Source organism: Curtobacterium caseinilyticum, assembly GCF_030363035.1.
In the GTDB taxonomy this organism is placed as follows: Bacteria; Actinomycetota; Actinomycetes; order Actinomycetales; family Microbacteriaceae; genus Curtobacterium; species Curtobacterium caseinilyticum.
This window is the reverse complement of sequence record NZ_JAUCMN010000008.1, coordinates 86,717-111,008: the sequence shown is the minus strand read 5'-3', so window position 1 is coordinate 111,008 and position 24,292 is coordinate 86,717. Positions and strand designations below refer to the sequence as shown.

General features: G+C 73.7%; 17 protein-coding genes and 1 tRNA gene. 6 read left to right on the top strand and 12 right to left on the bottom strand.

The genetic code is table 11. The annotated features are described in order from the left end of the window. Positions 1-90: 90 nt before the first annotated feature. On the bottom strand, positions 91-1,290 hold the full coding sequence (locus tag QUG93_RS12295; protein ID WP_289474273.1) for an amidohydrolase: 1,200 nt from the start codon (positions 1,288-1,290) through the stop codon (positions 91-93). Between the two features lie 112 nt (positions 1,291-1,402). Here QUG93_RS12295 and QUG93_RS12290 point away from each other — a divergent pair, with 112 nt between their 5' ends. After that, entirely contained in the window at positions 1,403-2,635 is a 1,233-nt protein-coding gene (locus QUG93_RS12290) for a Fic family protein (RefSeq protein ID WP_289474271.1), read from the top strand. Beyond that, positions 2,632-4,803 carry a S9 family peptidase gene (locus tag QUG93_RS12285; RefSeq protein ID WP_289474269.1) on the top strand — a complete coding sequence of 724 codons (2,172 nt, stop codon included), beginning with the start codon at positions 2,632-2,634 and terminating at the stop codon, positions 4,801-4,803. The genes QUG93_RS12290 and QUG93_RS12285 overlap by 4 nt, the downstream gene beginning before the upstream one ends. Positions 4,804-4,941: 138 nt before the next feature. On the opposite strand, the gene QUG93_RS12280 is transcribed toward QUG93_RS12285, so the two are convergent. Next, entirely contained in the window at positions 4,942-6,474 is a 1,533-nt protein-coding gene (locus tag QUG93_RS12280; RefSeq protein ID WP_289474268.1) for a CYTH domain-containing protein, read from the bottom strand. A 60-nt stretch (positions 6,475-6,534) separates the two neighbouring features. Between QUG93_RS12280 and QUG93_RS12275 the strand changes: the two genes are divergently transcribed. Then, complete coding sequence (locus tag QUG93_RS12275) at positions 6,535-6,807, top strand: mycoredoxin (protein WP_022902366.1); 273 nt, start codon at positions 6,535-6,537, stop codon at positions 6,805-6,807. Positions 6,808-6,935: 128 nt separating this feature from the next. Here the strand turns inward: QUG93_RS12275 and QUG93_RS12270 are convergent, their stop codons facing one another. Together QUG93_RS12270 and QUG93_RS12265 are read right to left on the bottom strand one after the other, a co-directional pair. Continuing rightward, a complete protein-coding gene (locus tag QUG93_RS12270; protein WP_289474266.1) occupies positions 6,936-9,062 on the bottom strand; it encodes a DEAD/DEAH box helicase in 2,127 nt (708 codons plus the stop codon). A 528-nt stretch (positions 9,063-9,590) separates the two neighbouring features. Next, positions 9,591-10,835 (bottom strand): phosphotransferase enzyme family protein, encoded by a 1,245-nt coding sequence (locus QUG93_RS12265; RefSeq protein ID WP_289474264.1) that lies wholly within the window; start codon positions 10,833-10,835, stop codon positions 9,591-9,593. 80 nt (positions 10,836-10,915) lie between these two features. On the opposite strand from QUG93_RS12265, the gene QUG93_RS12260 reads away from it, so the two are divergent. Continuing rightward, positions 10,916-11,992, top strand: a complete 1,077-nt coding sequence (locus QUG93_RS12260) for an FUSC family protein (protein WP_289474262.1) — start codon at positions 10,916-10,918, stop codon at positions 11,990-11,992. A gap of 70 nt (positions 11,993-12,062) precedes the next feature. Here the strand turns inward: QUG93_RS12260 and QUG93_RS12255 are convergent, their stop codons facing one another. After that, positions 12,063-12,473 carry a hypothetical protein gene (locus QUG93_RS12255; protein ID WP_289474260.1) on the bottom strand — a complete coding sequence of 137 codons (411 nt, stop codon included), beginning with the start codon at positions 12,471-12,473 and terminating at the stop codon, positions 12,063-12,065. 214 nt (positions 12,474-12,687) lie between these two features. Between QUG93_RS12255 and QUG93_RS12250 the strand changes: the two genes are divergently transcribed. Further along, positions 12,688-13,365, top strand: a complete 678-nt coding sequence (locus QUG93_RS12250) for a response regulator transcription factor (protein ID WP_289474258.1) — start codon at positions 12,688-12,690, stop codon at positions 13,363-13,365. After that, a complete protein-coding gene (locus tag QUG93_RS12245) occupies positions 13,362-14,936 on the top strand; it encodes a sensor histidine kinase (protein ID WP_289474256.1) in 1,575 nt (524 codons plus the stop codon). The genes QUG93_RS12250 and QUG93_RS12245 overlap by 4 nt, the downstream gene beginning before the upstream one ends. A 77-nt stretch (positions 14,937-15,013) precedes the next feature. Here the strand turns inward: QUG93_RS12245 and QUG93_RS12240 are convergent, their stop codons facing one another. The 7 genes from QUG93_RS12240 to rsfS all read right to left on the bottom strand — a co-directional run bounded on the left by QUG93_RS12240 (position 15,014) and on the right by rsfS (position 24,256). After that, entirely contained in the window at positions 15,014-18,514 is a 3,501-nt protein-coding gene (locus QUG93_RS12240) for an error-prone DNA polymerase (RefSeq protein ID WP_289474254.1), read from the bottom strand. A gap of 10 nt (positions 18,515-18,524) precedes the next feature. Beyond that, positions 18,525-20,180, bottom strand: coding sequence for a DNA polymerase Y family protein (locus tag QUG93_RS12235; RefSeq protein WP_289474251.1), 1,656 nt, complete (start codon positions 20,178-20,180; stop codon positions 18,525-18,527). A gap of 38 nt (positions 20,181-20,218) precedes the next feature. Next, positions 20,219-21,061: a DnaE2-dependent mutagenesis accessory factor ImuA' gene (gene imuA' / locus QUG93_RS12230; RefSeq protein ID WP_289474249.1), complete on the bottom strand. Its 843-nt coding sequence runs from the start codon at positions 21,059-21,061 to the stop codon at positions 20,219-20,221. A gap of 72 nt (positions 21,062-21,133) precedes the next feature. Further along, positions 21,134-22,639 carry an anthranilate synthase component I family protein gene (locus QUG93_RS12225; protein ID WP_289474247.1) on the bottom strand — a complete coding sequence of 502 codons (1,506 nt, stop codon included), beginning with the start codon at positions 22,637-22,639 and terminating at the stop codon, positions 21,134-21,136. Then, positions 22,618-23,541, bottom strand: a complete 924-nt coding sequence (locus QUG93_RS12220) for an aldose 1-epimerase family protein (RefSeq protein ID WP_289474245.1) — start codon at positions 23,539-23,541, stop codon at positions 22,618-22,620. The genes QUG93_RS12225 and QUG93_RS12220 overlap by 22 nt, the downstream gene beginning before the upstream one ends. Before the next feature lie 151 nt (positions 23,542-23,692). After that, a tRNA-Ala gene (locus QUG93_RS12215) sits at positions 23,693-23,765 on the bottom strand. 116 nt (positions 23,766-23,881) lie between these two features. Further along, a complete protein-coding gene (rsfS, locus tag QUG93_RS12210; protein WP_289474243.1) occupies positions 23,882-24,256 on the bottom strand; it encodes a ribosome silencing factor in 375 nt (124 codons plus the stop codon). Positions 24,257-24,292: the final 36 nt, after the last annotated feature.

The window sequence follows — 24,292 nt, the reverse complement described above, 5'->3', positions numbered from 1 at the left end:
CGTCGCCGCCGACGTTGCGTGTCGCGAGCGGGGCGGGACGGCCTGGAGGCGCGGGGCGGCGCCGCCACGGGCCTCCGGGCCGTCGTCGGGTCACCAGCGCGGGGTGGTGACGCCCGTCCCGTCGGCCCACTCGTAGACGGGGGCACCGTCGATCCAGACGCGCATGGCGCGGCTGGTCGCGGCCAGCGGGTCACCGTCCCACAGGACCAGGTCGGCGTCGTAGCCCGGCGCGATGCGGCCGACGCGGTCGCCGAAGCCGAGGAAGTCCGCCGGGTTGACCGTGAGCGCCTCGAGCGCGGTCTGCCAGGGCAGGCCCTCCTTCACCGCGGCGGTGGCCTGGTCGACGAGCATCGCGATCGGCACGACCGGTGCGTCCGTCGTGATCGCCACACGGACACCGGCGGCGGCGAGCGCCACGACGTTCGGGATGCCGCGGTCGCGGAGCTCCACCTTGGACCGGCTCGTGAACAGCGGCCCGTAGATGACCGGGACGTCGCGCTCGGCGAGCAGACCCGCGATCTTGTGCGCCTCGGTGCCGTGGTTCACGACGAGCCGGTAGCCGAACTCGTCGGCCAGGCGGAGTGCGGTCGCGAGGTCGTCGTGCCGGTGCACGTGCTGGTCCCAGGCGAGCTCGCCGTCGAGCACCCGGACGAGCGTCTCCTTCGTCAGGTCGCGGGTGAAGGGCTCCCCCTCGGCTGCGGCGGCGTCGCGGGCGGCGCGGTAGTCCTGCGCGGCGACGAAGGCCTCTCGGATGACCTTGGCCACCCCGAGGCGCGTCGAGGGCGTCTTGCCCTTCTCGCCGTACACCCGCTTCGGGTTCTCCCCGAGGGCGCTCTTCACGCTCACCGCGTCGGAGATGAGCTGCTCGTCGATCGTGCGGCCTCCCCAGGTCTTGATCGCGACGGTCTGCCCGCCGATCGGGTTGCCCGACCCGGGCTTCACGACGATGCTCGTGATGCCGCCGGACAGGGCGTCGCGGAAGCCCTCGTCGTCGATGTCGACGGCGTCGATCGCCCGGACCGCAGCCTGGTTCGGGTCGGTCATCTCGTTCGTGTCGTTGCCGGCCCAGCCGTTCGCCTCCTCGTGGATGCCGACGTGGCCGTGCGACTCGACGAAGCCGGGGACGAGCCAGGCGCCGACGGCGTCGACGACGGGCAGGCCCGGCGGCGGGGCCACGTCGGGGCCGACCGCGGTGATGCGGCCGTCCTCGACGACGACGGCGCCGCCGTCGAAGGGCGGAGCGGTGACGGGGACGACGTGGGCCCCGGTGACGACGAAGGAGTTGCGCATGCCACCACGCTACGGCGGTGCGGCGACGGTCGCCGCGACATACGGATTCCTGGCACCCGCGGTCGTGTCCGTCCTACCGTCTCGACACTCGACGACCGACGCAGGAGGCTCCGTGTCCCGACCCCGACCGCCCTGGCCCGCCCACACCACCGTCGTCCGCCCGTGGCGCAGCGCCGTGCGCGGCGACCGGGACGTCCGCACGACCTCCACCGTCACGGCGTCGGTCCCACCACGCATCGCGGACGCGTGCTGGGCACCCGACGACGCGACCGCTGCGCTGCTCGACCGGAGCCTCGGTGCCCTGCGGGCGCTCGACGACGCCGGCGGTCCCGGTCCCCTCCACCGGCTGCTGGCCCGGACCGAGGCGGTCGCGACCTCGCGCATCGAGCACGAGGACGCCACGACCGAGGACGTCGCACGGGCGATGGTGGGCGTGCGGGCGAACACGAGCGCCTCGGCGATGGTGCAGGCCGGGGACGCCCTCGAGCGTCTGGTCCGCGCCGCCGGGGCCGGACACCTCGACGAGGCCGCGCTCCGCGACGCGCACCGGGGTCTGCTGCGCGGCGATCCCGTGGACGGCTCGCACGCCGGCCGCTACCGCTCCGTGCAGAACTGGATCGGCGGCGGACGCACCCCGCGTGACGCCGACCACGTCCCGCCGCCGCCCGAGCTCGTCCCGTCGCTCATGGCCGACCTCTTCGCGTTCCTCGAGCGCGACGACCTGCACCCGGTGGCCCAGGCGGCGATCGCGCACGCGCAGTTCGAGTCGATCCACCCGTTCACCGACGGCAACGGTCGGACGGGGCGCGCGCTCGTGGCCGCGGTGCTGCGCCGTCGGGGCGCGACGCGGCGTGCGAGCCCACCGGTCTCGTCCGTCCTGGTCGCCGAGCGCGGGCGGTACTCCCGTCACCTGACGCAGTACCGCGACGGGCACGTCGACGAGTGGGTCCGCGACGTCGCGATCGCCGTGGGCGCGAGTTCGGACGAGGCGCTCATCACGGGTCTGCTGCTCGACGAGGTCGCGCAGGACCGCGCGGCGACGACCTGCGCCTCCGGTCCGCACGCGGTGCTCGGACGGGCCCTCGAGCAGGACGCCGTCCTGACGGAGGACCACGCCGAGGACCTCCTCCGACGCTCGATCGCGCAGGGCGTCGTCAGGGGACCGGTCGAGCCGCTGCTCGAGACCACGGTCACCGACCTCTGCCGAGCCGGGGTCCTCCGGCCGGTCACCGCCCGCCGTCGGCGCCGAGCGTGGATCGCGCCGGCGGTGGCTGCCGAGCTCGACGCGTTCACCGAGCGCGTGCGAGCGGGTGTCGAGGCCCGGGCGCATAGGGTGGCGTCGTGAGCAGTGAGCACGCCCAGGCCACCCCGCCGACCGCCGCCAAGCGGCCCGTCACGCGGACCCACCACGGCATCGACTTCGTCGACGACTACGAGTGGTTGCGCGACAAGGAGTCCCCGGACACCCTCGCCTACCTCGAGGCCGAGAACGCCCACACGGCGGCCGAGACCGACCACCTCGCCGGCCTCCGCGACCGCATCTTCGCCGAGGTGAAGAACCGCGTGCAGGAGACCGACCTCTCGGTGCCGGTGCGGATGGGCGACTGGTGGTACTTCACCCGCACGGCAGAGGGCAGCCAGTACGGCGTGCACTGCCGCGCCCCGATCGCGGGACCGGACGACTGGACCCCACCCGCCGTCGACGAGGGCGGCGCAGCCCTGCCGGGCGAGACGGTCGTCCTCGACGGGAACGCCCTGGCCGAGGGGCACGACTTCTTCTCGCTCGGCAGCTACGACATCAGCGACGACGGCACGCGGCTCGTCTACGGCGTCGACGTCGAGGGCGACGAGCGCTACACCCTGCACGTGCGTGACCTGACGAACGGCACCGAGCTCGGCGACGAGATCCCGAACACCGGCGCCGGTGCGACCTTCGACCCGTCCGGCCGCTTCGTGTTCTACCCGACCGTCGACGAGTCGTGGCGCCCCGACCGCATCTGGCGGCACACCGTCGGCAGCGCGGCCGCCGACGACGTGGTCGTGTTCGAGGAGCCCGACGACCGCTACTGGGTGGGCGTCGGCGTGACCCGGTCGTCGCAGTACATCGTGATCGAGCTCGGATCGAAGATCACGTCCGAGGCCCTCGTCCTCGACGCGGCGGACCCGACCGGCGAGTTCCGGGTCGTGTGGCCGCGCCGCGAGGGCGTCGAGTACGAGATCGAGCACGCCATCGTCGGCGGTAGCGACCGCTTCCTGGTGCTGCACAACGACGGCGCCGAGAACTTCGAGCTCGTCGACGTGCCGGCCGACGACCCGACATCGGAGCACGACCGTCGTGTCGTCGTCGCGCACCACCCGGAACGCCGCATCGAGTCGGTGGACGCCTTCGCCGGGCACCTGGCGCTCGAGTACCGGTCCGAGGCCCTCCCCCGCGTCGCGATCGTCCCCATCGAGGGAGACGGCTACGGCGACGCGCACGAGGTCCCCTTCGACGAAGCACTCTTCTCCGCGGGCCTCGGTGGCAACCCCGAGTGGGACCAGCCGACGCTCCGGATCGGGTACACGTCCTTCGTCACCCCGTCGGAGGTGAGCGACCTCGACCTGGCGACCGGCGAGGTCACGGTCCTCAAGCGCCAGCCCGTGCTCGGCGGCTACGACCCGGCCGACTACGTGCAGGAGCGCGACTGGGCGACCGCGCCGGACGGCACGAAGGTCCCGATCTCCCTCGTCTGGCGCCGCGACGCCGTCGACGCGGACGCTCCGGCGCCGCTGCACCTCTACGGCTACGGCTCGTACGAGCACTCGATCGACCCGGGCTTCAGCGTGATGCGGCTGTCGATGCTCGACCGCGGGGTCGTCTTCGCGGTCGCCCACGTCCGAGGCGGCGGCGAGATGGGCCGGCGCTGGTACGAGGACGGCAAGACCCTGACGAAGAAGAACACCTTCACCGACTTCGTCGCGGTCGCCGAGCACCTCATCGACTCCGGACGGACGAGTGCGGATCAGCTCGTGGCGGAGGGCGGCAGCGCGGGCGGGCTGCTCATGGGAGCGGTGGCGAACCTCGCACCGGAGCGCTTCGCGGGCATCCTCGCCGCGGTGCCCTTCGTCGACGCGCTCACGAGCATCCTCGACCCGGACCTGCCCCTCACAGTGATCGAGTGGGACGAGTGGGGCGACCCGCTGCACGACCCCGAGGTCTACCGGTACATGAGCGAGTACTCGCCGTACGAGAACGTCCGCGACGACGTGCAGTACCCGAGGATCCTCGCGGTCACGTCGATCAACGACACGCGGGTGCTCTACGTCGAACCGGCGAAGTGGACCGCCAGGCTGCGCGAGGTCGGTGCGCCCGTCCTGCTCAAGACCGAGATGGCGGCGGGGCACGGTGGCGTGAGCGGCCGGTACGACTCGTGGCGCGAGCGTGCGTTCGAGCTCGCATGGATGCTCGACGTGCTCGGGCTCGCCGGCGTGAACCCGGCGGCAGCGTCCGCGGAGCCGATCGCCGCCGGCTGACGCCAGCCCGGCCCCGGCGGCGACGCGCGACGCGGTTCCGCGTGTCTCGCGCTCAGCGACACGTCACGGGGCGATCAGCCCGTGACGTGTCGCCCAGCGCGGGACCCGCCCACCCTCCGACCGCTGCGGCCGCTCGGCTCAGACGCGGTTGAGCGCGTGCACGGCCTGGTCGTAGGACTCCTCGGCCAGGCGGACACGGTCCCCAGCGAGCACGCCGTAGCCGAACGTGCCCTCGCCACCACGCTCGGCGATGCCGGAGTGCACCCGCAGCACGTCGAGCGCGTGCAGCGACCGCACCCGCTCGGTCAACACGTCGGCTGCGTCACCGATGCGCTTCCACAGTGCGTGCGGGAACGCGTCGTCCCCGAGCACGTCCATCGCCGCACGAGCCCGGGTCGCGGCGCGCCAGGCCTCCTCGGTGGCGGCGCGCTCCGAAGCCTCGCGGTCGATGAGGCCGACGCTCTCGTCGTCGTCCGACACGGCACTCCGCACGAGTTCGCGGACGCGCGGCTTCTCGATCGCCGAGACGTCCTGCGCGACGTGCTTCGGCGACCGCAACGCCCACGCGGTCGGGGCGGGGCGCTCGACGGCGTCGTCGAGCGCGTCGAGCAGGTCGAGGTACGGCTCACCGTGCAGGAACGCCATCACCTCTGCCACCGCGACCGCGCGGCGCTCACGGGTCGCGGCCAGGATGCGCTCCCGGGTCATCGCGTCGACGAGCAGGTCCTGTGCGGGCGACGAGGCGTACGGCAGCCGCTCCACCAGGTAGTCCGCGAGTGCGGCACGGGCGGTGACGGCCGCCAGGGCGTCGGCCGCCGCAGCGGCGCGGTCCGCGGCCGCGGTGCCGGCGAACGCCGGACGGTACGACCCGAGGACCGCGGCGATGTCGAGGGCCGTCCGGGCCGTCTCGCGGAGGTCGGCGTGCTCGCCGGAGCGGAGCCGGGCCTCCTGTCCGAGCAGGGCCGTCCGCAGCTTCCTGAGTCGCTTCGTCAGCGCGCGGGCCGCGGTGCCCTTCTCGGGCTTGTCCGCGGTCTGGAGGCGTGGTGCCGGTGCACCTGCCAGCCCGCGCGCCAGCTTGGACGCGACGGCCGCCGGGGCGGCTCCGACGGCGGCGAAGCGCCCGTCGAGGGACGCGAAGAGCTCGTGGGCGACCTGCTCGTCGACGCCGCCGACGGTCTCCACCTCGACCTCGCGCCAGGTGCGGGGCGTGCTCGGTGCCTGGGCATCGAGGCGCTGTGCGACGACGCGGTCGTCGGCGAGCTCGGCGACCTGCTCGTCGTCCTCGTCGAGCAGGCGGGTGACGGTGCGCGTGGTCGTGATCCGGACGACCGGGTGGAGCCCTCGTCCGCGGCGTTCGGTGAACAGCGCGGCCAACACCTCGTCCGGCACGGTGTCGGCGTCCTCGGTGAGCGGGAAGTGCTGCTCGTGCCGGACAGTGTCCGACGACGAGCGCTTGATGTGCCAGCCGGCGTCGGGTCCGCCGGTGCGTCGGCGGACCGTGACGCGCGAGGCGACCAGGTCGTAGCGCTCGGTGTCCCAGTAGGTGGCGTCGAGGACGAACGGCTCCTGGTGCTCGGTGCGTGCGATGCTGCCGACGCCGATCAGGTCCGGGAGGTCGTCGCCCTCGGGCAGGTCGTAGGTGCGCTCGATCTCGAGGTGGGTGTGCGTCACGCGCTCCTGTCTACCAGTGCGCACCGGTGTTCCCCGAACCGGCGGGGTTAGCCTGTGGACATGAGCGAGACGATCACCCGCGACGCGTTCGTGCCCGAGGCCGGCGGCGTCACGATGTTCACGACGAGCTGGTGCGGCTACTGCGCCCGGCTGAAGAACCAGATGACGAAGGCGGGCGTCCCCTTCCGGGAGGTCGACATCGAGCAGACCCCGGGCACGGCCGAGCTCGTCGCCGAGGTGAACGGCGGCAACCAGACCGTGCCGACCCTGGTGTTCCCGGACGGCAGCACCGCGACGAACCCCTCGTTGGCCGAGGTGCAGTCGCGCGTCTGACGCACTGCACCCCACGACGGACGACGCGCCCCGCTGAGACGGGGCGCGTCGTTCGTTCCGGGGTGCGAGCTGCGCGCGACGCCACGCGCGTCAGCGCGCGAGCGCGGCCCGCAGCAGCGCGGCGCGCGTCAGCGCGTCAGTGCGTCCTCGAGCAGTGCGACCATCGCGTCGAGCTGGATGTCGCCCGAGTCGACGACCTCCTCGTCGGAGCCGTCGAGCGCGCGGGCGGCCAGGGACGCCTTCGAGTCGATGAGCTCGGCGATCTTGGTGTCGATCGTCTGCGCGGCGATGATGCGCCACGCGGTCACGGGCTCCTCCTGGCCGATGCGGTGCACCCGGTCGATCGCCTGGGTCTGCTCGGCGCTCGTCCACGACAGCTCGGCGAGCACGACGTTCGACGACACCTGCAGGTTGAGGCCGACGCCCGCCGCGGTGAGCGAGCAGACGATCACGGCGACGTCGGGGTCGTTCACGAACGCGTCGATCTCGGCCGTGCGCTGCGCCGGCGTCTGGTCGCCGCGGACCGTGGCGGTCTTCAGACCACGGCGGGCGAAGACCTCCTCGGCCTGGTCCATGACGTCGAGGTGCTTCGCGAAGAAGACGACCTTGCCGACGTTCGACGCGAGCTGCGCCGCGTAGTCCGCCGCGAGCTGTGCCTTGGCGCGGCCGATCCGCCGGACCATCGAGAACACGTTCTCGCCCGTCGACGAGGCATCCTGGTCCTCGAGCTCCCACCGCGCGACCTGGCGGACGAGCTTGTGGTCGATGCCGACGACCGGGTCCTGCCCGGTGCGGGCGTCGAGCGCCTGGTGGTAGCGGCGCACGAGCTTCGCGGTGAGCTCACGCTCGGCGTCGCGGATCGAGCGGCCCTCCTCGCCGTCGAGCTCGACGGGGATGTCGGCGATGCGGCGCGCGGGGATGTCCGCGGCCACGTCGACCTTGCGGCGTCGGACGATGCCCTGGTCGATCACGGCCTTGCGGGCCTCGACGAAGAACCCGGGGTCGGCCGGCGTCAGGCCGATGTCCTCGAGTTCGTTCATGAGCTTCGCGCGCGGCTTCTTGTCGTCGATCCAGCCGAGGAACTCCCAGATGGTGCGGAAGTCCTCGACGGAGTTGATCAGCGGCGTCCCGGTCAGCGCCATGAAGAGCGGCGAGGACACCCTCGAGCGGATCTGCTCGGCGATCTGCAGCACGAAGCGCGAGCGCTGGGACTCCTTGTTCTTGATGAAGTGCGCCTCGTCGACGACCATGCCCTTGAAGCCGAAGTTCCCGAGCCAGCCCGCGTGCCGGTCGAGGATCTCGTAGTTCACGATGACGATGTCGGCGAAGCCGTCCAGGTCGTCGCCGTCGCCGTGGATGACCGTCGCGGTGCGGTTCGGCACCCAGCGCGAGGCCTCGCGGGCCCAGTTGGTCTTGACGACGTTCGGCACGACGACGAGCAGCGGGAAGGCGTTGGCGGCATCGGCGGCCAGGAGCGACTGCGCCGTCTTGCCGAGGCCCGGCTCGTCGGCGAGCAGGAACGAGCGGTGCCCCTGCGCCGCCGCGGCCACGAGCTCCGCCTGGTGCTTCATGAGCGTGGTGCCGGACCGCGAGTGCAGCGAGGTCGGCTCGGGCAGCGGCATCGACGCCGCTCCCCCGCCCGCGCCGTACTCGAACGACTTGAAGAGCGGTCCGAACAGCTCCCAGTTCGCCAGGCGGCGCGGGTGCGCGACCGGCTGGTCAGCGAGGGCGAAGTCCGGCGGCAGGAACGGGTTCGCGAGCTGCCGCTGCACGACCGGCTGCGGCAGGACCGAGCGCACCGGCGTCTCGGTGACCGGCGCCGGTTCGGCCGCGATCACGAGGTCCTCCGGCTGCAGCTCCATGCCGCCGGCGATCATCATGTCGCGCTTGGCGGTGCGCGTGGCCTCGCTGACCGACGCCTCCTCGGTCAGCAGCTGGATGACGCTGGTGTCGCGCGCGGCGGTCTTCGCCAGGATCGTCGCCACGCCGTCGAGCCGCTTGAGCTGCTCGGCGCGCTGCGCGTCGGTGAGCTCGGGGTCCGCCTTGACCCGCGCGCGCTCCTCGCGCATGAGCAGCGCCACGGCCTGGAACTTCGACCGGTTCGATGCCTTCAGCGGTCCGCGCTGCGCGGCCGCCTCGACCTCGCGCACGGCGCGGGCGAGCACGGGGATGACGCCGTCGTTGTCCAGCGGCCGCGTCCGACGCGACGCGGTCCGCGTCCCGCCGGCTGCTCGCCGGGTGCCTGATCGAGCCAACGCTCCTCCTGTTCCGCCCGTTCCGCACGGGCGAGCCGCCGTCGTGGCGGGAAGTCCTCGACCGGCGCCTGGCGCGACCCCGGTCCCACGGGCCACCCTGGCCCGCTGGTTCGCCGGTCCCCTCGTGGGACGTCCGGTGGAGTCCCGCGGTCCGTCCGCGCCCGCACCCCTCGGGTGCCCGACACGACGGTCCGCGCCGGGATCCGGCGCCGTTCCACGCACGTGGTGCCCGTCGGACGACCACGGACCCGCGTCCCCACGTCGGTCAAGCGACCGACCGCCGCGTCCGGAATCGACGCGGCACGCAACGACACGGTGCGTGCTGGGCACAGTTTACTCCGGACCCACCGACGGAGGCGAGTCGACACGACCCGCGCGCGTCGCGCCGACAGGACCGCGTGCCGGACCGACACCCGCTGCACCGCGACCGGCACGGTGCGGACGCGACCAGCGGACGGACGGGAGGCACGGGTCGCCGCCGCCACGCGCCTCCCGTCCGGTGCCGGGCACCACGACCGATCGTGCGGATCAGGCCTGCGGCGCGGACCGTGGACGCAGCATGCGGTCCGACGGGACGGTGGGCGAGGCCTCGGCGAGCGCCGCACGTGTCGCCGCCAGGAGCTGCTGCGCGGTCTGGATGCCGTTCGCCGACCCGGTGGTGGCCTGACCGCCGGCATGTGCGAGGAGCTGCGCGCCGATGGCCGGGCCGATCCGGGCGGCCTCGGCGGGGTTCCGTGCGACCCAGTCCCGCGCGACCGCGTCGGCGAGCCGCTCGGCCGCGGCGCCGCGTTCGGCGTCTCCTCGGGACCGGTGCCAGAGACCGGTCACGACGAGGTGCGCCACGACGGCGCCGATGTCCCGCACCGGGAAGCCCCACCCGGCGGTGTCGATGTCGAGCAGGCCGGAGATGCGCCACGGTTCGTCCTCGTCGACGAAGACCTGCTCGAGGTGCAGGTCGCCGTGCACGACCTGCTTCGTCGCGCTCCCCCAGCCGATCGAGCGGCGACCGATGGCGTCGTAGAGCTCGTCGATCTCCTGCGCGTCCTGCGGCAGGGCGGCGACCAGCGTGCGGCGGTGCCAGTCGGCGTGGTCCATTGCGTCGGCGCGGGCCTGCTGCGTCATCGGGACCGTCGCGATGCGACCGGTCAGTGCGGCGAGCGAGGCGACGAAGCGCGGGTCGTCGGCGATCTCGGTGATGCGGCTGCCTGCGGGCACCCCGCGGATCCGCTCGAGCACGAGCAGGCCGTCCCCGCGACTCGACAGCACCCGTGGCACCGGCAGACCGGCCGTGACGAACTGCTCGTGGGACTCGACGATCGGCGCGACCCGGTGCGGCCGGACGATCTTCAGGAAGACGGTGCGCTCCGGGGCGTCGACGCGGACGACGGCGCGCTTGCCCGGTCGGTACGCGGCGACCGACAGGGTCGGGTCCGTCACGGGCATGCCGAGCCCGGTCAGGAGCTCGGCGACGGCGTCGCGGTACGTCACCTGCGGCAGGACGGGCAGGCCGGGGTCGTTCGGGTAGGCCCACACCGAGACGGCCTCGCCGGTGGACGGGTCGGTGACGATCGCGCTGTTCTGGTCGTGCGTGCCACCGGTGTCGACGTAGGTCAGGACGGTGGCGCGCTGCCCCGTGCGGTCGACCGTGTCGACCTCGTAGCCGTAGAGGTAGCCGTTCCCCGACGGTTCGACCGAGTGGGCACGTGCGGCGACGACGGAGGTCCCGGAGCCGGCGAAGGCCTGCGGGATGACACGCTCGTGGTTGGGCCACACGGGACCAGTCAACCGTGCCGGAGCGGTTTCGTCGCCATCGTGCACGGCTCGGCGTGCGGCTCGTGGCTACCGTGGTCGTCGTGAACCCGGTCGCGCGCCTCCGCAGTTCCGCCCGCACGCCGTTCCTGCAGGTCGTCAAGACCGCGGTCGCGGTGGTCGCGGCGGTGCTGCTCTGCCGGCTGCTCATCGACGGGCCGTTCCCGACCTTCGCCGCGATCGCCGCGCTGCTCGTCGTGCAGCCGAGCATCAACCAGTCCTTCGTCAAGGGGCTCGAGCGGAGTGCGGGCGTGGTGCTCGGCGTCGTGCTGGCCACCGGCTTCCACCTGCTGCTCGGCGACGCCGTCTGGGTCGTGCTCGTCGTCATCGTGCTCGCGATCCTGCTGAGCTGGGCGCTGCGGCTCACCCCGACGTCCGCCACGCAGGTCGGCATCAGCGGCATGCTCGTGCTGACCGCGGGGGTCGTGACACCGAACTACTCAGCGGACCGGATCCTGGAGACCGTGATCGGTGCGGTCGTCGCACTCGCGGTGAACGCCGTCATCGTGCCGCCGGTCCTGCTCGAACCCGCGCACCTGGCCGTGGCGCGACTCGCACGCGACACGGCGGCGGCGTTCGAGCGGATCGCGATCGGGCTCACCGAGGGCTGGGACGAGGCACGCTGGCACGACGCGCTCCTGCAGGCCCGGGCGCTCCGACAGCAGCACGCGCGAGCGGAGGCCTCCCTCACCGCCGCAGGCGAGTCCTTGACGATGAACCCCCGCGGCGGACGGCACCGCACGATCCTCGAGCGGGACACGGCGGTCGCCGAGCACCTGCGTGTGCTCGTCACCCGGGTCACCGGGATGACGCGGGCGATCCGGGACAACACCGCCCCGGACCTGCGCGCGGATCCGGTGGTGGGCAGCATCGCGACCGAGGTCGCGCGGATCGGTGCGGACGTCCGAGCGCTGAGCGCGCGGGTCGAGGCGACCCGGTTGCACCACTCGGAGCGCGACGGCATCGTCGGGGCCGATCGTGCGGAACCCGACACGTCGGAGCCCGCACTGACGGCGCCGCTCGAGGTCGTCCGCCCGAACTCACGGCACTGGGTGCTCATCGGGGCGCTGCTCGAGGACATCCGGCGCGTGCGCGAGGAACTGCTCGGCGAGGACGACTGACGGCCGCTGCTGCAGCGGCTGCTGACGCTGGTGCTGGTACTGCCGCTGCCGCTGCCGCTGCCGCTGCTCGTCAGTGTGCTGCTGCGATGCGCCCCGCGACGGTCCGGGCCGGCCCGGTCGTCGTGCCGGTCCGCGCAGCCGCATCCCGGGGCGCCCCGTCGACGGCGGCCGCCGCCTCGACCGCGGTCAGCACGACCCGGTCCCAGAGCGCCGTCGTGGACTCGTCCTGGTCGTCCTCGACCACGGCGAAGCGGCGGATGGTCGCGACGACACCGTCGGTGCCCGCCTCGTACGCCGCCCGGCTCGCGAGGTCCGGCACGGCACTGAGCATCTCGGCGACGACGCGCTCGCGGCGAGCGGCCTCGAGCTCGTCGAGCACGTCGATGCCGCGCCGAGCGGCCTCGAGCTCGGCGTGCAGCCGGGCGATGGCCGGGTGGACGGACTGGTCTGACCGGTCCTGCGTGTTCGACTGATCCTGCACGGTGCCCCCTACGGACACCACGTCGGGTACGCCGCGTCCGGTGCGGAGCATAGCAACGGGGCTCGTCGCCGATCACCACCCCACTCCGCGGGACAGACCGTTCTGCCCCGCGAACGGGACCGGTCGGGTCGCTGTGACGAGATTCAGCGAGTTCAGGGCGGGATCCTCCCCGGATCGGCCGTTCCCTGCCACGATGGGTCCGAGGAGGTCGATCATGCGCCTGTTGGTGGTCGAGGACGACGACGAGATGCGCGCGCTCATGGAGCGTGGGCTCGCCGCAGAGGGGTACCGCGTCACCGCGGTCGAGAACGGGGTCGAGGCGCTCATCGCCCTCGGCGAGCAGGCCTTCGACCTCGCGGTCGTGGACGTGATGATGCCGGGCATGTCCGGCTTCGAGCTGGCCCGGCGGATCCGCGAGCGCGAGGACCCGGTCCGCATCCTGCTGGTCACCGCGCGCGATGCCGTCGACGACCGGGTGTTCGGGCTCGATGCCGGCGCCGACGACTACCTGACGAAGCCCTTCGCCTTCGCCGAGCTCACGGCCCGGCTCCGCGCCCTCGGCCGACGCGAGTCCGCCGCCGGACAGCGCACCATCGAGGTCGGCGACGTCGCCATCGACTCCGAGGCCCGCCGCATCTCGATCAAGGGCCAGCGCGTCGCCGTCAGCCCGACCGAGTTCGCCCTGCTCCGCCTGCTCGCGCGGCAGGTCGGCACCGTCGTCGACCGACCGAAGATCCTCGAGGAGGTCTGGGACGGCTCACAGCACGTCGACCCGAACGTCGTCGAGCAGTACATCTCGTACCTCCGCAAGAAGCTGACCTCGCACGAGGCGACGGTCGCCATCGCCACCGTCAGGGGCCGCGGCTACCGACTCGACCTGCTCGGAGCGTGACGGACCCCGCACCGACACCGGCATCCCGTCGCCGCGGCGGGCTGCCCCGGCCGTTGCGGGTGCTGTCCCTCCGCGCCCGGATCACCATCGGCTCGACGGCCATCGCCGCCGTCGTGATCGTGCTGCTCGTGCTCGTCATGCGGTTCCAGGTCGTCAGCGTCGTGGCGAGCGCCACCCGGACGCTGCTCGACGCCGACGTCGACCCCTACGTGGCGACGCTCGAGGTGGACAGCGACCCCGACCTGTCGGCACCCGGCAACGCGCAGCTCGTCGCGGTCGTGGCCCCGTCGGGGCAGATCCGGCTGTCGACCATGCCGCCACGCGTCGAACGGGCCCTGGGCAGTCTGACGTCCACGCGGGCCGGCACCTCGCTCATCACGGTCTCCGGCTCGGAGTACCGCGTCGTCATCGAGCACCCGGTCAACCAGGCGGGCCGGTGGACGGTCGTGGCGGCGCGCAACTCGCAGGCCGAGGCCATCGTCGTCGACGACCTCACCACCACACTGTCGCTGACCGGGCTGGCGATCCTCATCGCCTTCGGCGTCGCGTCCTGGGCGCTCGCCACCGCAGCACTCCGGCCCGTGAACCGCATGCGTCGCGAGGCCGAGCGGCTCTCCGTCGCCCCCGAACGCGCCGAGCTGCCGGTCGGGCCGGCGCAGGACGAGCTGGCCTCGCTCGCCACCACGTTGAACGCGTTCCTCGCACGGACCCGCCAGGCGACCGAACGCGAGCGGCAGATGGTGTCGGACGCCAGCCACGAGCTGCGGACCCCGCTCGCCATCCTCACCACGCAGCTCGACCTGGCGTCGCTCGACGGGGACGACGCCGAGGCGCTCGCGGCGCACATCGACCGTGCCAAGCGCAGCGTCGCCCGGCTCTCGCGTCTGGCGAACGACCTGCTCACACTGTCCCGCATCGAGGAGTCGGAGCGTCGCGAACAGGACGGTGCGCAGGCGACGACATCGTGGAGCGACCTCGGCGACGAGGTCATGGCCGCCGTCGACCGTGTCCGGCTCATCGCGTCGGCGAAGGACGTCACCGTCGACTTCGACCTCGAACCGCCTGCACCGACGACCGGCACGTCGGCCGACGGCACCGGCAGCGGCGCTCCGGCGACGACCACCGTCGACGGTCCGTCGTCCGACGGACACGGCGAACCGGCGGAACCACGCTTCCGGCTCGACACCGGCGGCATCGCCCAGCTCGTCACGAACACCGCGAGCAACGCGGTCGCGGCACTCCCCCGCGGTGGCGGCGTGTTCGTCTCCTGGCGCGTCGAGGGCGACGCGGGCGTCCTGCAGGTCACGGACGACGGTCCGGGTGTGCCCGAGTCGTTCATCCCGGTCGCGTTCGACCGGTTCACCCGCCCGGACGAGGCCAGGACCTCGCGCCGGCACCCCGATCCGGAGAGCGGTGGGGTCCCGATGCCGGGCGGCTCCGGACTCGGGCTCGCGATCGTGCGCGCCATCGCGGAACGGTCGGGAGGCACGGTGGCCCTCCGCAACGTCCGCTCCGGTGGCCTCGAGGTCACCGTCCGCGTGCCCGTGGTGCGCGAGCAGACCGGGTCCTGACGCATCGCGGCCTGCGGTCGAGCGCACGGCGCGTTCGGCGCACCGCGTCCGGGCGCACCGCGTCCGGGCGCACCGGGTCACTGGAAGTCGCGCGACCGTGTCCGCACCCCCAGCGGCAGGTGCTCGATCCGGTCCGCCACCAGGTTCACGACCCCGTCGGGTGACCGCTCGAGGATCCCCCGCACCACCACGGCCGGGGACTCGCGCGCCACCCGCCGGTAGCGACCCCAGACCCCGACGCTGCAGATCACGTTGACCAGTCCGGTCTCGTCCTCGACGTTCATGAAGGTGATCCCCGACGCCGTCGCCGGACGCTGCCGGTGGGTGACGATCCCGCCGACCTCGACGCGCCGACCGGTCTCCGCGGTCGCGGTGTCCAGCACGCTCAGTGCTCCGCGGGCGGCCAGGCGCGGACGGACGTGCCGCACCGGGTGGTCATCGGTCGTCATGCCCGTCGACCACATGTCGGCGATCAGGACGTCCCCGCTCGTCATCTGCCCGAACAGCGGCGGCTGCACGGTGACCTGCGTGTCCGGCAGCTGGTCGGGTCGCTCCGCCGCGGCCTGGGCGGCCGACCACATGCCGCTGCGCCGGTCGATGCCGAGTCCGGCGAAGGCGTCCGCGGCCGCCAGCGCCTCGAGCTGCGCCGTGCTCAGGCGCACCCGTCGGGCCAGGTCGGACATGTCGGTGAACGGCCCGTGCGCGTCCCGCTCGGCGACGATGGCCTCGGCGCTCCGGCGACCGAGCGAGGCGACCTCGACCAACCCGAGGCGGACCGCGAAGGCACCGTCGCGCCGGTGGTCGGCGGTGTCGTCGGGGAGGGAGGCGTCGAACGGCAGCACCGGCGGCTGCTCCTCGGCCAGGCAGGCGTCCGCGCCCGTGGTTCGCGCCCGCGGAGCACCCGTCCCGACGGGCCCGGCGCCGTCACCGTCGCCGCCGTGGTCGTGACCGTCGCCGTGGTCGTGGTCGTGGTCGTCGCCATCGCCACCCACGGGTTCGAGCGTCGCGTCGACCGCGGAACGCAGGACGTCCGGCCGGAGCACCCGCACCCCGTGCCGCCGCGCGTCGGCCACCAGGGTCTGCGGCGAGTAGAACCCCATCGGCTGCGCCCGGAGCAGCGCCGCGAGGAACGCCCCCGGGTAGTGCAGCCGCATCCAGGCGCTCGCGTAGACGATGAGCGCGAAGCTGATGGAGTGGCTCTCCGCGAACCCGAAGTTGGCGAACGCCTGGATCTTCGCGTAGATGGCGTCGGCGTCCGCGCCGTGGATGTCGTTCGCGGCCATCCCGGCGTAGAGCTTCTCGCGCAGCCGCTCGATCTTCTCGAGGCCCCGCTTCGACCCCATCGCCCGGCGGAGCAGGTCCGCGTCGTCGCCCGAGCACCCGCCGACCGCGATCGCCATCTGCATGAGCTGCTCCTGGAACAGCGGCACCCCGAGCGTCCGTTCGAGCACGGGTTCGAGCGACGGGTGGATGTAGGTGATGGGTTCCTCGCCCGTGCGGCGCCGGATGTACGGGTGCACGGCACCGCCCTGGATCGGCCCGGGACGCACCAGGGCGACCTCGATCACCAGGTCGTAGAACCGTCGGGGCAGCAGGCGCGGCAGCGTGCCCATCTGCGCACGGGACTCGACCTGGAACACCCCGATCGTGTCCGCCCGGCACAGCTGGTCGTAGACCCCCTGTTCCTCCTTCGGGATCGAGTGCATGTCCCAGCGCTCCCCGCAGTGCTCGTCGGCCAGGTCGAATGCGTACTGCAGCGCCGCGAGCATCCCCAGCCCGAGCATGTCGAACTTCACGAGCCCCATGTAGGCGCAGTCGTCCTTGTCCCACTGCAGGACCGTGCGGCCGTCCATCCGGGCGTGTTCGATCGGTACGACCTCGCCCACCGGGCGGTCGGTGAGCACCATGCCGCCGGAGTGGATGCCGAGGTGCCGCGGGAACCCGAGCACCTGCTGCGCCATGTCGACCACGGTGTCCGGGATGTCGTGGTCCTGGCTCTCGGTGACCGAACCCCACCGCTCGACCTGCTTCGACCAGGCGTCCTGCTGCCCGGGGCTGTGCCCGAGCGCCTTCGCCATGTCGCGCACGGCGCCCTTCGGGCGGTAGGTGATGACGTTCGCGACCTGGGCGGCGTTGAACCGGCCGTACTTCTCGTAGACGTACTGGATCACCTCTTCGCGACGGTCCGAGTCAAAGTCGACGTCGATGTCGGGCTCCTCGTCGCGCATCGCCGACAGGAACCGCTCGAACGGCAGCCCGTACCGGATCGAGTCCACCGCGGTGATCTCGAGCAGGTAGCAGACCGCCGAGTTCGCGGCCGACCCGCGCCCCTGGCAGAGGATGCCGCGGTCGCGGGCGTACTGCACCATGTCCCGCACGATCAGGAAGTAGCCCGGGAAGTCCTTGTCCGCGATGACCGAGAGCTCCCGCTCGATCCGCTCGCGCTTCTGCGGGTCGACACCGTCCGCGCTGCCCGGGTAGAACCGTCGGGCACCGCGCCAGGTGAGCTCGCGGAGCCACGACATCGTCGTGTGTCCCTCGGGCACCTCGACGTCCGGCAGGCCCGGCTTGGCGGACCGGAGTCGGAAGCCGAGCTCGTCCGCCAGCTCCACGCTCGTCTCGACGGCACCGGGCCAGCGCGCGAACCGCCGTGCCATCTCCGCACCGGAGCGCAGGTGTGCGGTCGGCGCCGCGGGCAACCAGCCGTCGATCTCGTCGAGGCTGCGCCGCGCCCGTACGGCCGCGAGCGCGGTCGCCACCGGGAAACGGTCCGGCGTCGCGTAGTGCACGTTCCCGGTCGCCACGACGGACAGCCCGTGCCGGGTCGCGAGCGACGCGAGGACGTCGTTCCTGGCGCTGTCGAGCGGCTCGCCGTGGTCGGTGAGCTCGACGACCACCCCGGCCGTGCCGAAGCGGTCGAGCAGCGCCCGCAGTGCCTCGTCCGCCGCGGACTCGCCACCGCGCTCGAGGGCCTGGCGCACGGAGCCCTTCCGGCAGCCCGTCAGGACCCGCCAGTGCCCCTCCGCCCGTGCGGCGAGCTCGTCGAGGTCGTACTGCGGCCGCCCCTTCTCGGCCCCGGCGGCGAGGTGCGCCCGGGTGACCGCGGCAGCGAGCCGGTGGTACCCGTCCTGCCCGTCGGCGAGCAGCAGCAGGTGGGTGCCCTCGGGATCGGGCACGCCGTTCTGCGGCTCGGTCAGCCCCAGGGACAGCTCGGTGCCGTACACGGTCGTCACGGTCGGGTACGCCTCGGCGACCTCGGCCATCCGTGCGGCGCCGTAGAACCCGTCGTGGTCGGTCAGCGCCAGGCCGTGCAGGTGCAGGCGCGCTGCCTCCTCCACCAGGTGCTCGGGCCCGCTCGCGCCGTCGAGGAAGCTGAAGGTCGAGTGCGCGTGCAGCTCCGCGTACGGGACGACCGGAGCGTCGTCGTCGGACGCCGGCGTCGGGGGGACGTACCGGGACCGCTTGCGCGACCAGGCCGGGCTGTCACCGCCGTCCCCGGCGTGCGCGCTGTCCGGGCGCTTGTCCGACAGCGCCCGCTCGAACTGCGACCACGGGATCGGCGGGTTGCTGTAGCCCATCAGGAACTCCTCACGTCGCGACCGCCTCGGCCCACCAGCGGTGGTCGGCGAGCACCAGGTACCAGGCGCGGCCGTCCCCGTCGACGAGCTGCATCCGGTGCAGTCGTCGTCCGCCGGCCTCCCACCACCGCACGACCAGCGGCCAGGGCCCCGCCCACGCGGTCACCGGCGCGAAGCGTCCGCCGCGCTCCCCCTCGGCGCGGAACCGCTCGGGCGCACCGGTCAGTGCGCCTCGGTCGTCCACGTCCACGGTCTCGCCGCCGGCCGCGACGACGTCGACGGGTCGCGGCCGTTCGAGCACGGTGGCGGGCGGCGGCCCGGGCAGTCTGCCCGGCCACGGCCGGTCGCGCACCGTCGCCAGCGCGCGCTCACCACCCACGGGGGCGTCGCCCCACGGCACGAGCACGACCCGTTCGGCCAGCGTGCGCCCGCCGCCGATCCGCGGGGTCACCACCCCCTCGTGCCCGACGAGCCCCTGCACACGGGCCAGGGCGTGGTGCACGCGCTCGTCCGGCCCGGTCCCCCACAGCCCGCGCTCGTGGTTCGCCGCGTCGTCGACCGCGACCGGCTCGAGCACCACCTGGACCACGGGCGCCTCGAGCCCCGTGGGGTCCACCCCGCCGGCGAGCTGCCACCGCACCCGGTCGACCACGTCGGCGGCGTCGAACCAGCGCGGGTGCACCCAGGTGCGCTCGAGCAGCAGGTCGCGCTCGTCGACGATGCCGACCCGGATCGTGGTCGCGACGAGACCCGCCGCCCGCAACCGCGCGGCGAAGTCGTCGGCCGACCGCCGGAACGCGAACGCGATCTGGTCGGCACGGTCGAGCGGTGGTTCGAAGGACGCCTCGACCCGGAGCTCCGGCGGCACCGCACGCGCGGCGACCTCTCGCGGGTCACGCCCGCCCGCCAGCCGGTGCAGGAACGCCCCGGCCACACCGAACCGGTCGCGCACCTGCTCGTCGCCGAGCGCGGCGAAGTCCCCGAGGGTCGCGATGCCGAGCCGCCCGAGCACCATCGCCAGGTCGGCGTCGCCGAGCACGCCGAGCGGCAGGTCCGCCAGGAACGTCGCCGACCCGCCGACGGGCACGATCCGCACCCGCTCGCCGGGCCGCACGGGCCGGGCACGCGCGGCCTGCTCCGCCGCGAACGGGGTGTCCGCCACCCCGGCACGCACCCCCGGGGCGCCGTGGTCGGCCGCGATGCCCGCGAGGGTCGCCGCCGCGGCCCGCTCACCGCCGTAGTAGCGCGCCGGACCGCGTGACCGCAGCGCGACCGTGCCGGGCCGCAGGACCTCGACCCCGGGGACGGCCTCCTCGATCGCGCGGATGACGGGTTCGAACGCCCGGTGGTCGAGTGCGTCGTCGTAGGGCTCGACCACGAGCTCGGGGCACCGTGCCTGGGCCTCGCGCACGCGGAGACCGCGCACGACGCCCTGCTGCCGGGCGCTGGCCGAACTGGCGAACACCAGGCCCTTCGCCACCAGGGCGAACGGGTGGTCAGGGGGCGAACCCGCTGCCCGGGCCGCGGCGATGACGGGCCAGTCCGGGCACCACAGCACGATCGTCCGGGTCGGGGGCGGTTCCGGCAGGGCACCGCCGCGGGCCAGGGCGTCGGCGCGCACGGCAGCCGCACCCGGCACCCCGGTGCTCCCGCTCCCGCTCCCCATCGGACGCGGCGCAGCCGCGCGTGCCCGTCCCCGCGGGCTCACGACGCCACCGCCACCGGTCGCAGCACACGGGACGGACCCGCGGCGGCCCCTGCGTGCTCGACCGCGGGCCGCACCGCGCCGTCCGCCGCGGGCAGCAGCAGGTCGGCGCTGACCGGACGTCCTGCCCCCGCCCGGCCCGACGCGGTCACGGTGGCCCGGCGCTCCGCCAGGTGCCCGTGGCCGTCGCCGATCCCGCTCCACACCGACCCGGTCACCCGCAGCGTGACGTCGGCACCCGGCCACGACCCGAGCGCGACGAGCGCCCCACCGCGCTGCCGCAACCGGGCCGCGAGCCGCGAGACGTCGCCGGGCACCACGCGACCGAGCGGCCGCGTGAGGACGATCTGGGCGACGTCGGCCAGGGCGGCCGTCACGGTGAGCCACTGGTCGCCCGGGTCGGGGACGAGCACGAGTCGTTCGAGGTCGATGCCCATCGCCGACGCGGCCTCGACCCCGAACGAGGGCACGCCGACGACGGCACACCAGGCACCCTCGGCCGAGGCCGCCTGGAGCATGGTCATCGCGAGGAGCACCGACTCCTGCACGGCGTAGGACCCGCCGACGCGGATCGTGCCGCCCGGCAGCAGGGGCTGCAGCGCCGCAGCGGTCGGCAGCCCCTGGACGTCGACCCGGGGTGCCTCCATCTCGGCCACCCGGGAGCGCAGTGCCGTGATGCGGTCGAGCGCGGCCCGGGCGTCCCCCAGGTGGTCGACGCGCCGCGAGGGCCGCACGGGAGCCGCCGCGGCCCCCTGCCGGGCAGCGCCGGACCGCCCGGTCGCCCCTTCGGACCCGGGCGACAGGAGTGCCGCCGCCGTCTGCATGCCCTCATATTCGAACATGTGTTCGATGATGTCAACCGGGTCCGACATCCGTGGACACCCGGGTCGAACACCCGTTCGACACGCCCGGCCTCACCAGTCGGCGGTGACCCCCAGCGCCCCGAAGACCGACCGGGTCTTCGTCTCGACCTCGTCCGCCTCGTCCGCCGCGACCGACGACCACGTGACGGCGCCACCTGCTCCGAAGGACCGTGACCGCTCGGCACCCCGCTCGTCGAGGACCGTCACCAGTGTGCGGATGGCCACCGACAAGTCGACCGACCCGTCCGCCGAGAAGTACCCGACCACGCCCGAGTACACGCCCCGCGGCGCACCCTCGAGACGGTCCGCGATCGCCGTCGCACTGCTCTTCGGCGCGCCGGTCATCGACCCCGGCGGGAACGCCGCGTGCACGACCGCCGCCCGCGAGGCCCCCACGGGCAGCACCGCCGACACCGTCGAGACGAGCTGGTGCACGCTCGCGTAGGTCTCGACCGCGCAGAGCCGCTCCACGTGCACCGACCCGGGCACCGCGGAGCGGAGCAGGTCGTTCCGCAGCAGGTCGACGATCATCACGTTCTCGGCGCGGTCCTTCGCGCTCGCCTCGAGCCCGGCACGGACGACGGCGTCCCGTGCCGGGTCCGGGTCACGCCGCCGGGTCCCCTTGATCGGCTCCGCGACGACCGTGCCGTCCGCGTCGACGCGCAGGAACCGCTCGGGCGACCGGCTCGCCACCCGCAGGGGGCCGAGCCGCAGGTAGGCACCGAACGGGACGGGGTCCGCGCGTCGCAGCCGCAGGTACTCGTCCAGGTGACGATCCGCACGGGCGGCGACCCGTGCCTCCCGTCCGACCGGGGCGACCGCGAAGGCGGTGGTGAGGCACACCTGGAACGCGTTGCCCTCACGGATCTCCGCACGGCAGGCCTCCACCGCCGCCTCGTAGGCGCCGCGCGGCACGCGTCCCCTGGCAGCGGCCGGGAGGCCCCTGGTCGCGTCCGGTGCGCCGTCCCGCGTCGCGGGCGCGTGCGGCTGCTCGGACCACGCCCGGTTCGCCGCGCTGGCCGCCGGCTCGTCGTCGGTCACCAGGGTGAGCGCCCAGGCACGCCCGTCGGCGTGCACGACGACGGCCCGGTCGACGAACCGCAGGTCCGCGTCCGCGTGCCCGTCCGCCGTGCGGTCCGGGCCGCCGGACTCGCGGCCGAGCTCGTAGCCGAGGAACCCGACCCACCCGAGCGCGAAGTCGCAGCCGGGCACGGGGGCCTCGAGGACCGGCGTGCGGTCGAGCAGGTCGTCGAGCACGGCGAACGCCCCGCGGTCCTCGGTACGGCTCGTCCCGAACCAGCGCCCGGCCGCGGGCGGGACGTCGACGACGGCGCGGCGGTCCTCGTGCCGGAACCGGGTCGCGAACGGCCCGTCCGTCAGCGCGAGGACGGACAAGCGGGCGCGCTCGTGAGCGGTGTCGGGTGCACCGTCGGGCAGCCCGGAGTCGAGCCAGACGACGTCACCGGGGGCAGCGGCGGCCACCGCCCCGAGGTCCGGGGTCGCGTCGAGCCGCCGGACGAGGACCCGGGCGCCGGTCAGACCGCGGCGATCGTCCACGACGCGGCGTGGGCGGCACCGGGCGCGAGCACGACGAGACCGGAGTCCTCGCCCGCGTTGAAGGCGTCCGGCGCGCAGGTCATCGGCTCGACGGCGAGGCCGACGCGGTGGTACTCGGGGACGACGTGGTCGGCGGTGTGCACCTGCGCCCACCCGCACTCCGGACCGAAGGAGACCCGGACGCCGTGGCCGTCGGCCGCGGTGAGCACGATGGTGGCGAGCCCCTCGGCGTCGCGGTCGAACCCGGTGAACGCGTGGTCGATGAAGCGCTCGCCGACGAGGGTCGCGGTGCGCAGGTCGAACTCGTCGTGCACGGGTGCGAGGCCGGTCGGCACGAGGCGGTCCTCGGTGACCTCGAGCACCTCGGCCGCCGGCAGCGTCAGGGTCCAGTCGTCGATGCGGCCCTCGCCGGCGACGAGGTACGGGTGCGGGCCGGTCCCCCACGGCGCGGCGTCGTCACCGGCGTTCGTCCCGGTGATCGTGGTGTGCAGGCCGTCGCCGTCGACGCGGTACTCGACGAGGACGTCGACGCGGAACGGGTAGCCCTCCTGCGCGGGCACGGTCGTCGCCAGGACGGCACGGTCGGGCTCGTGGGCGACGGTGCGGAAGTCCGTCCAGGCGACCAGGCCGTGCAGGGCGTGGTGGCGCTTCGGCTCGGTCAGGGCGAGCTCGTGCTCACGTCCGCCGAAGGTGTACCGGCCGTCGACGACGCGGTTCGGCCACGGGGCGAGGACGGCGCCGCGGAACGCCGGCCGGACCTCGTCGGCAGCGAACGGCACGACCAGGTCGCGGCCCTCGGCACGGAGCGTCCGGAGCGATGCCCCCACCGAGGCGATCTCGGCGGTGTACCCGCCGGCGGTGATCGTCAGGGCGGATCCGGACAGGGGCGCGTCGTTGCTCATGGGCATCAGCGTAGTGGGACGCGCGAGCGCGGCCGGGACGCCTGCTGCAACGCCGTCTGCGGTCGCTCGGCCCGGTCGTCCTGCACGGCCGGACGACGACGAAACCCCGCCGCCTGTGCCTGCACAGTGCGACGGGGTTTCGGTGTTCGGGTGGATCTGAGGGGACTCGAACCCCTGACCCCCTGCATGCCATGCAGGTGCGCTACCAGCTGCGCCACAGACCCGATCAGTGTTGCGTGTGTTGCTGTTCCGTGCTCTCCGTTCCCGGAGGCACCATGAAAGCGTACACCACGCGAACCCCGGGTGACGAAATCGTCCCCGCCACCCGGGCGCGTCGCGGTCAGGCGGTGTGGTCGACGGGGAGCTCGAGCGGGATCGTCGGGCAGTCCGACCAGAGGCGCTCGAGCGCGTAGTACTGCCGGTCCTCCTCGTGGAAGACGTGCACCACGATCTCGCCGAAGTCGATGAGCACCCAGCGACCCTCGGTGCGGCCTTCACGGCGGAGGGGCTTGGCGCCGGCTTCGATCAGCCGGTCCTCGATCTCGTCCGCGATGGCGAGCACGTTGCGCTCGTTCCGACCGGTCGCGAGCAGGAACACGTCGGTGAGCTGCAGCGGCCCGGTCACGTCGAGGGCGACGAGGTCTTCGGCCTGCTTCGCGTCGGCCGCCTGGGCGGCGATCTGCACGAGTTCCAGTGCGCGTGGGGAGGCGGTCACGGAGTCCTTCCGGTCGTCGGACCCGCAGCGTGCGCG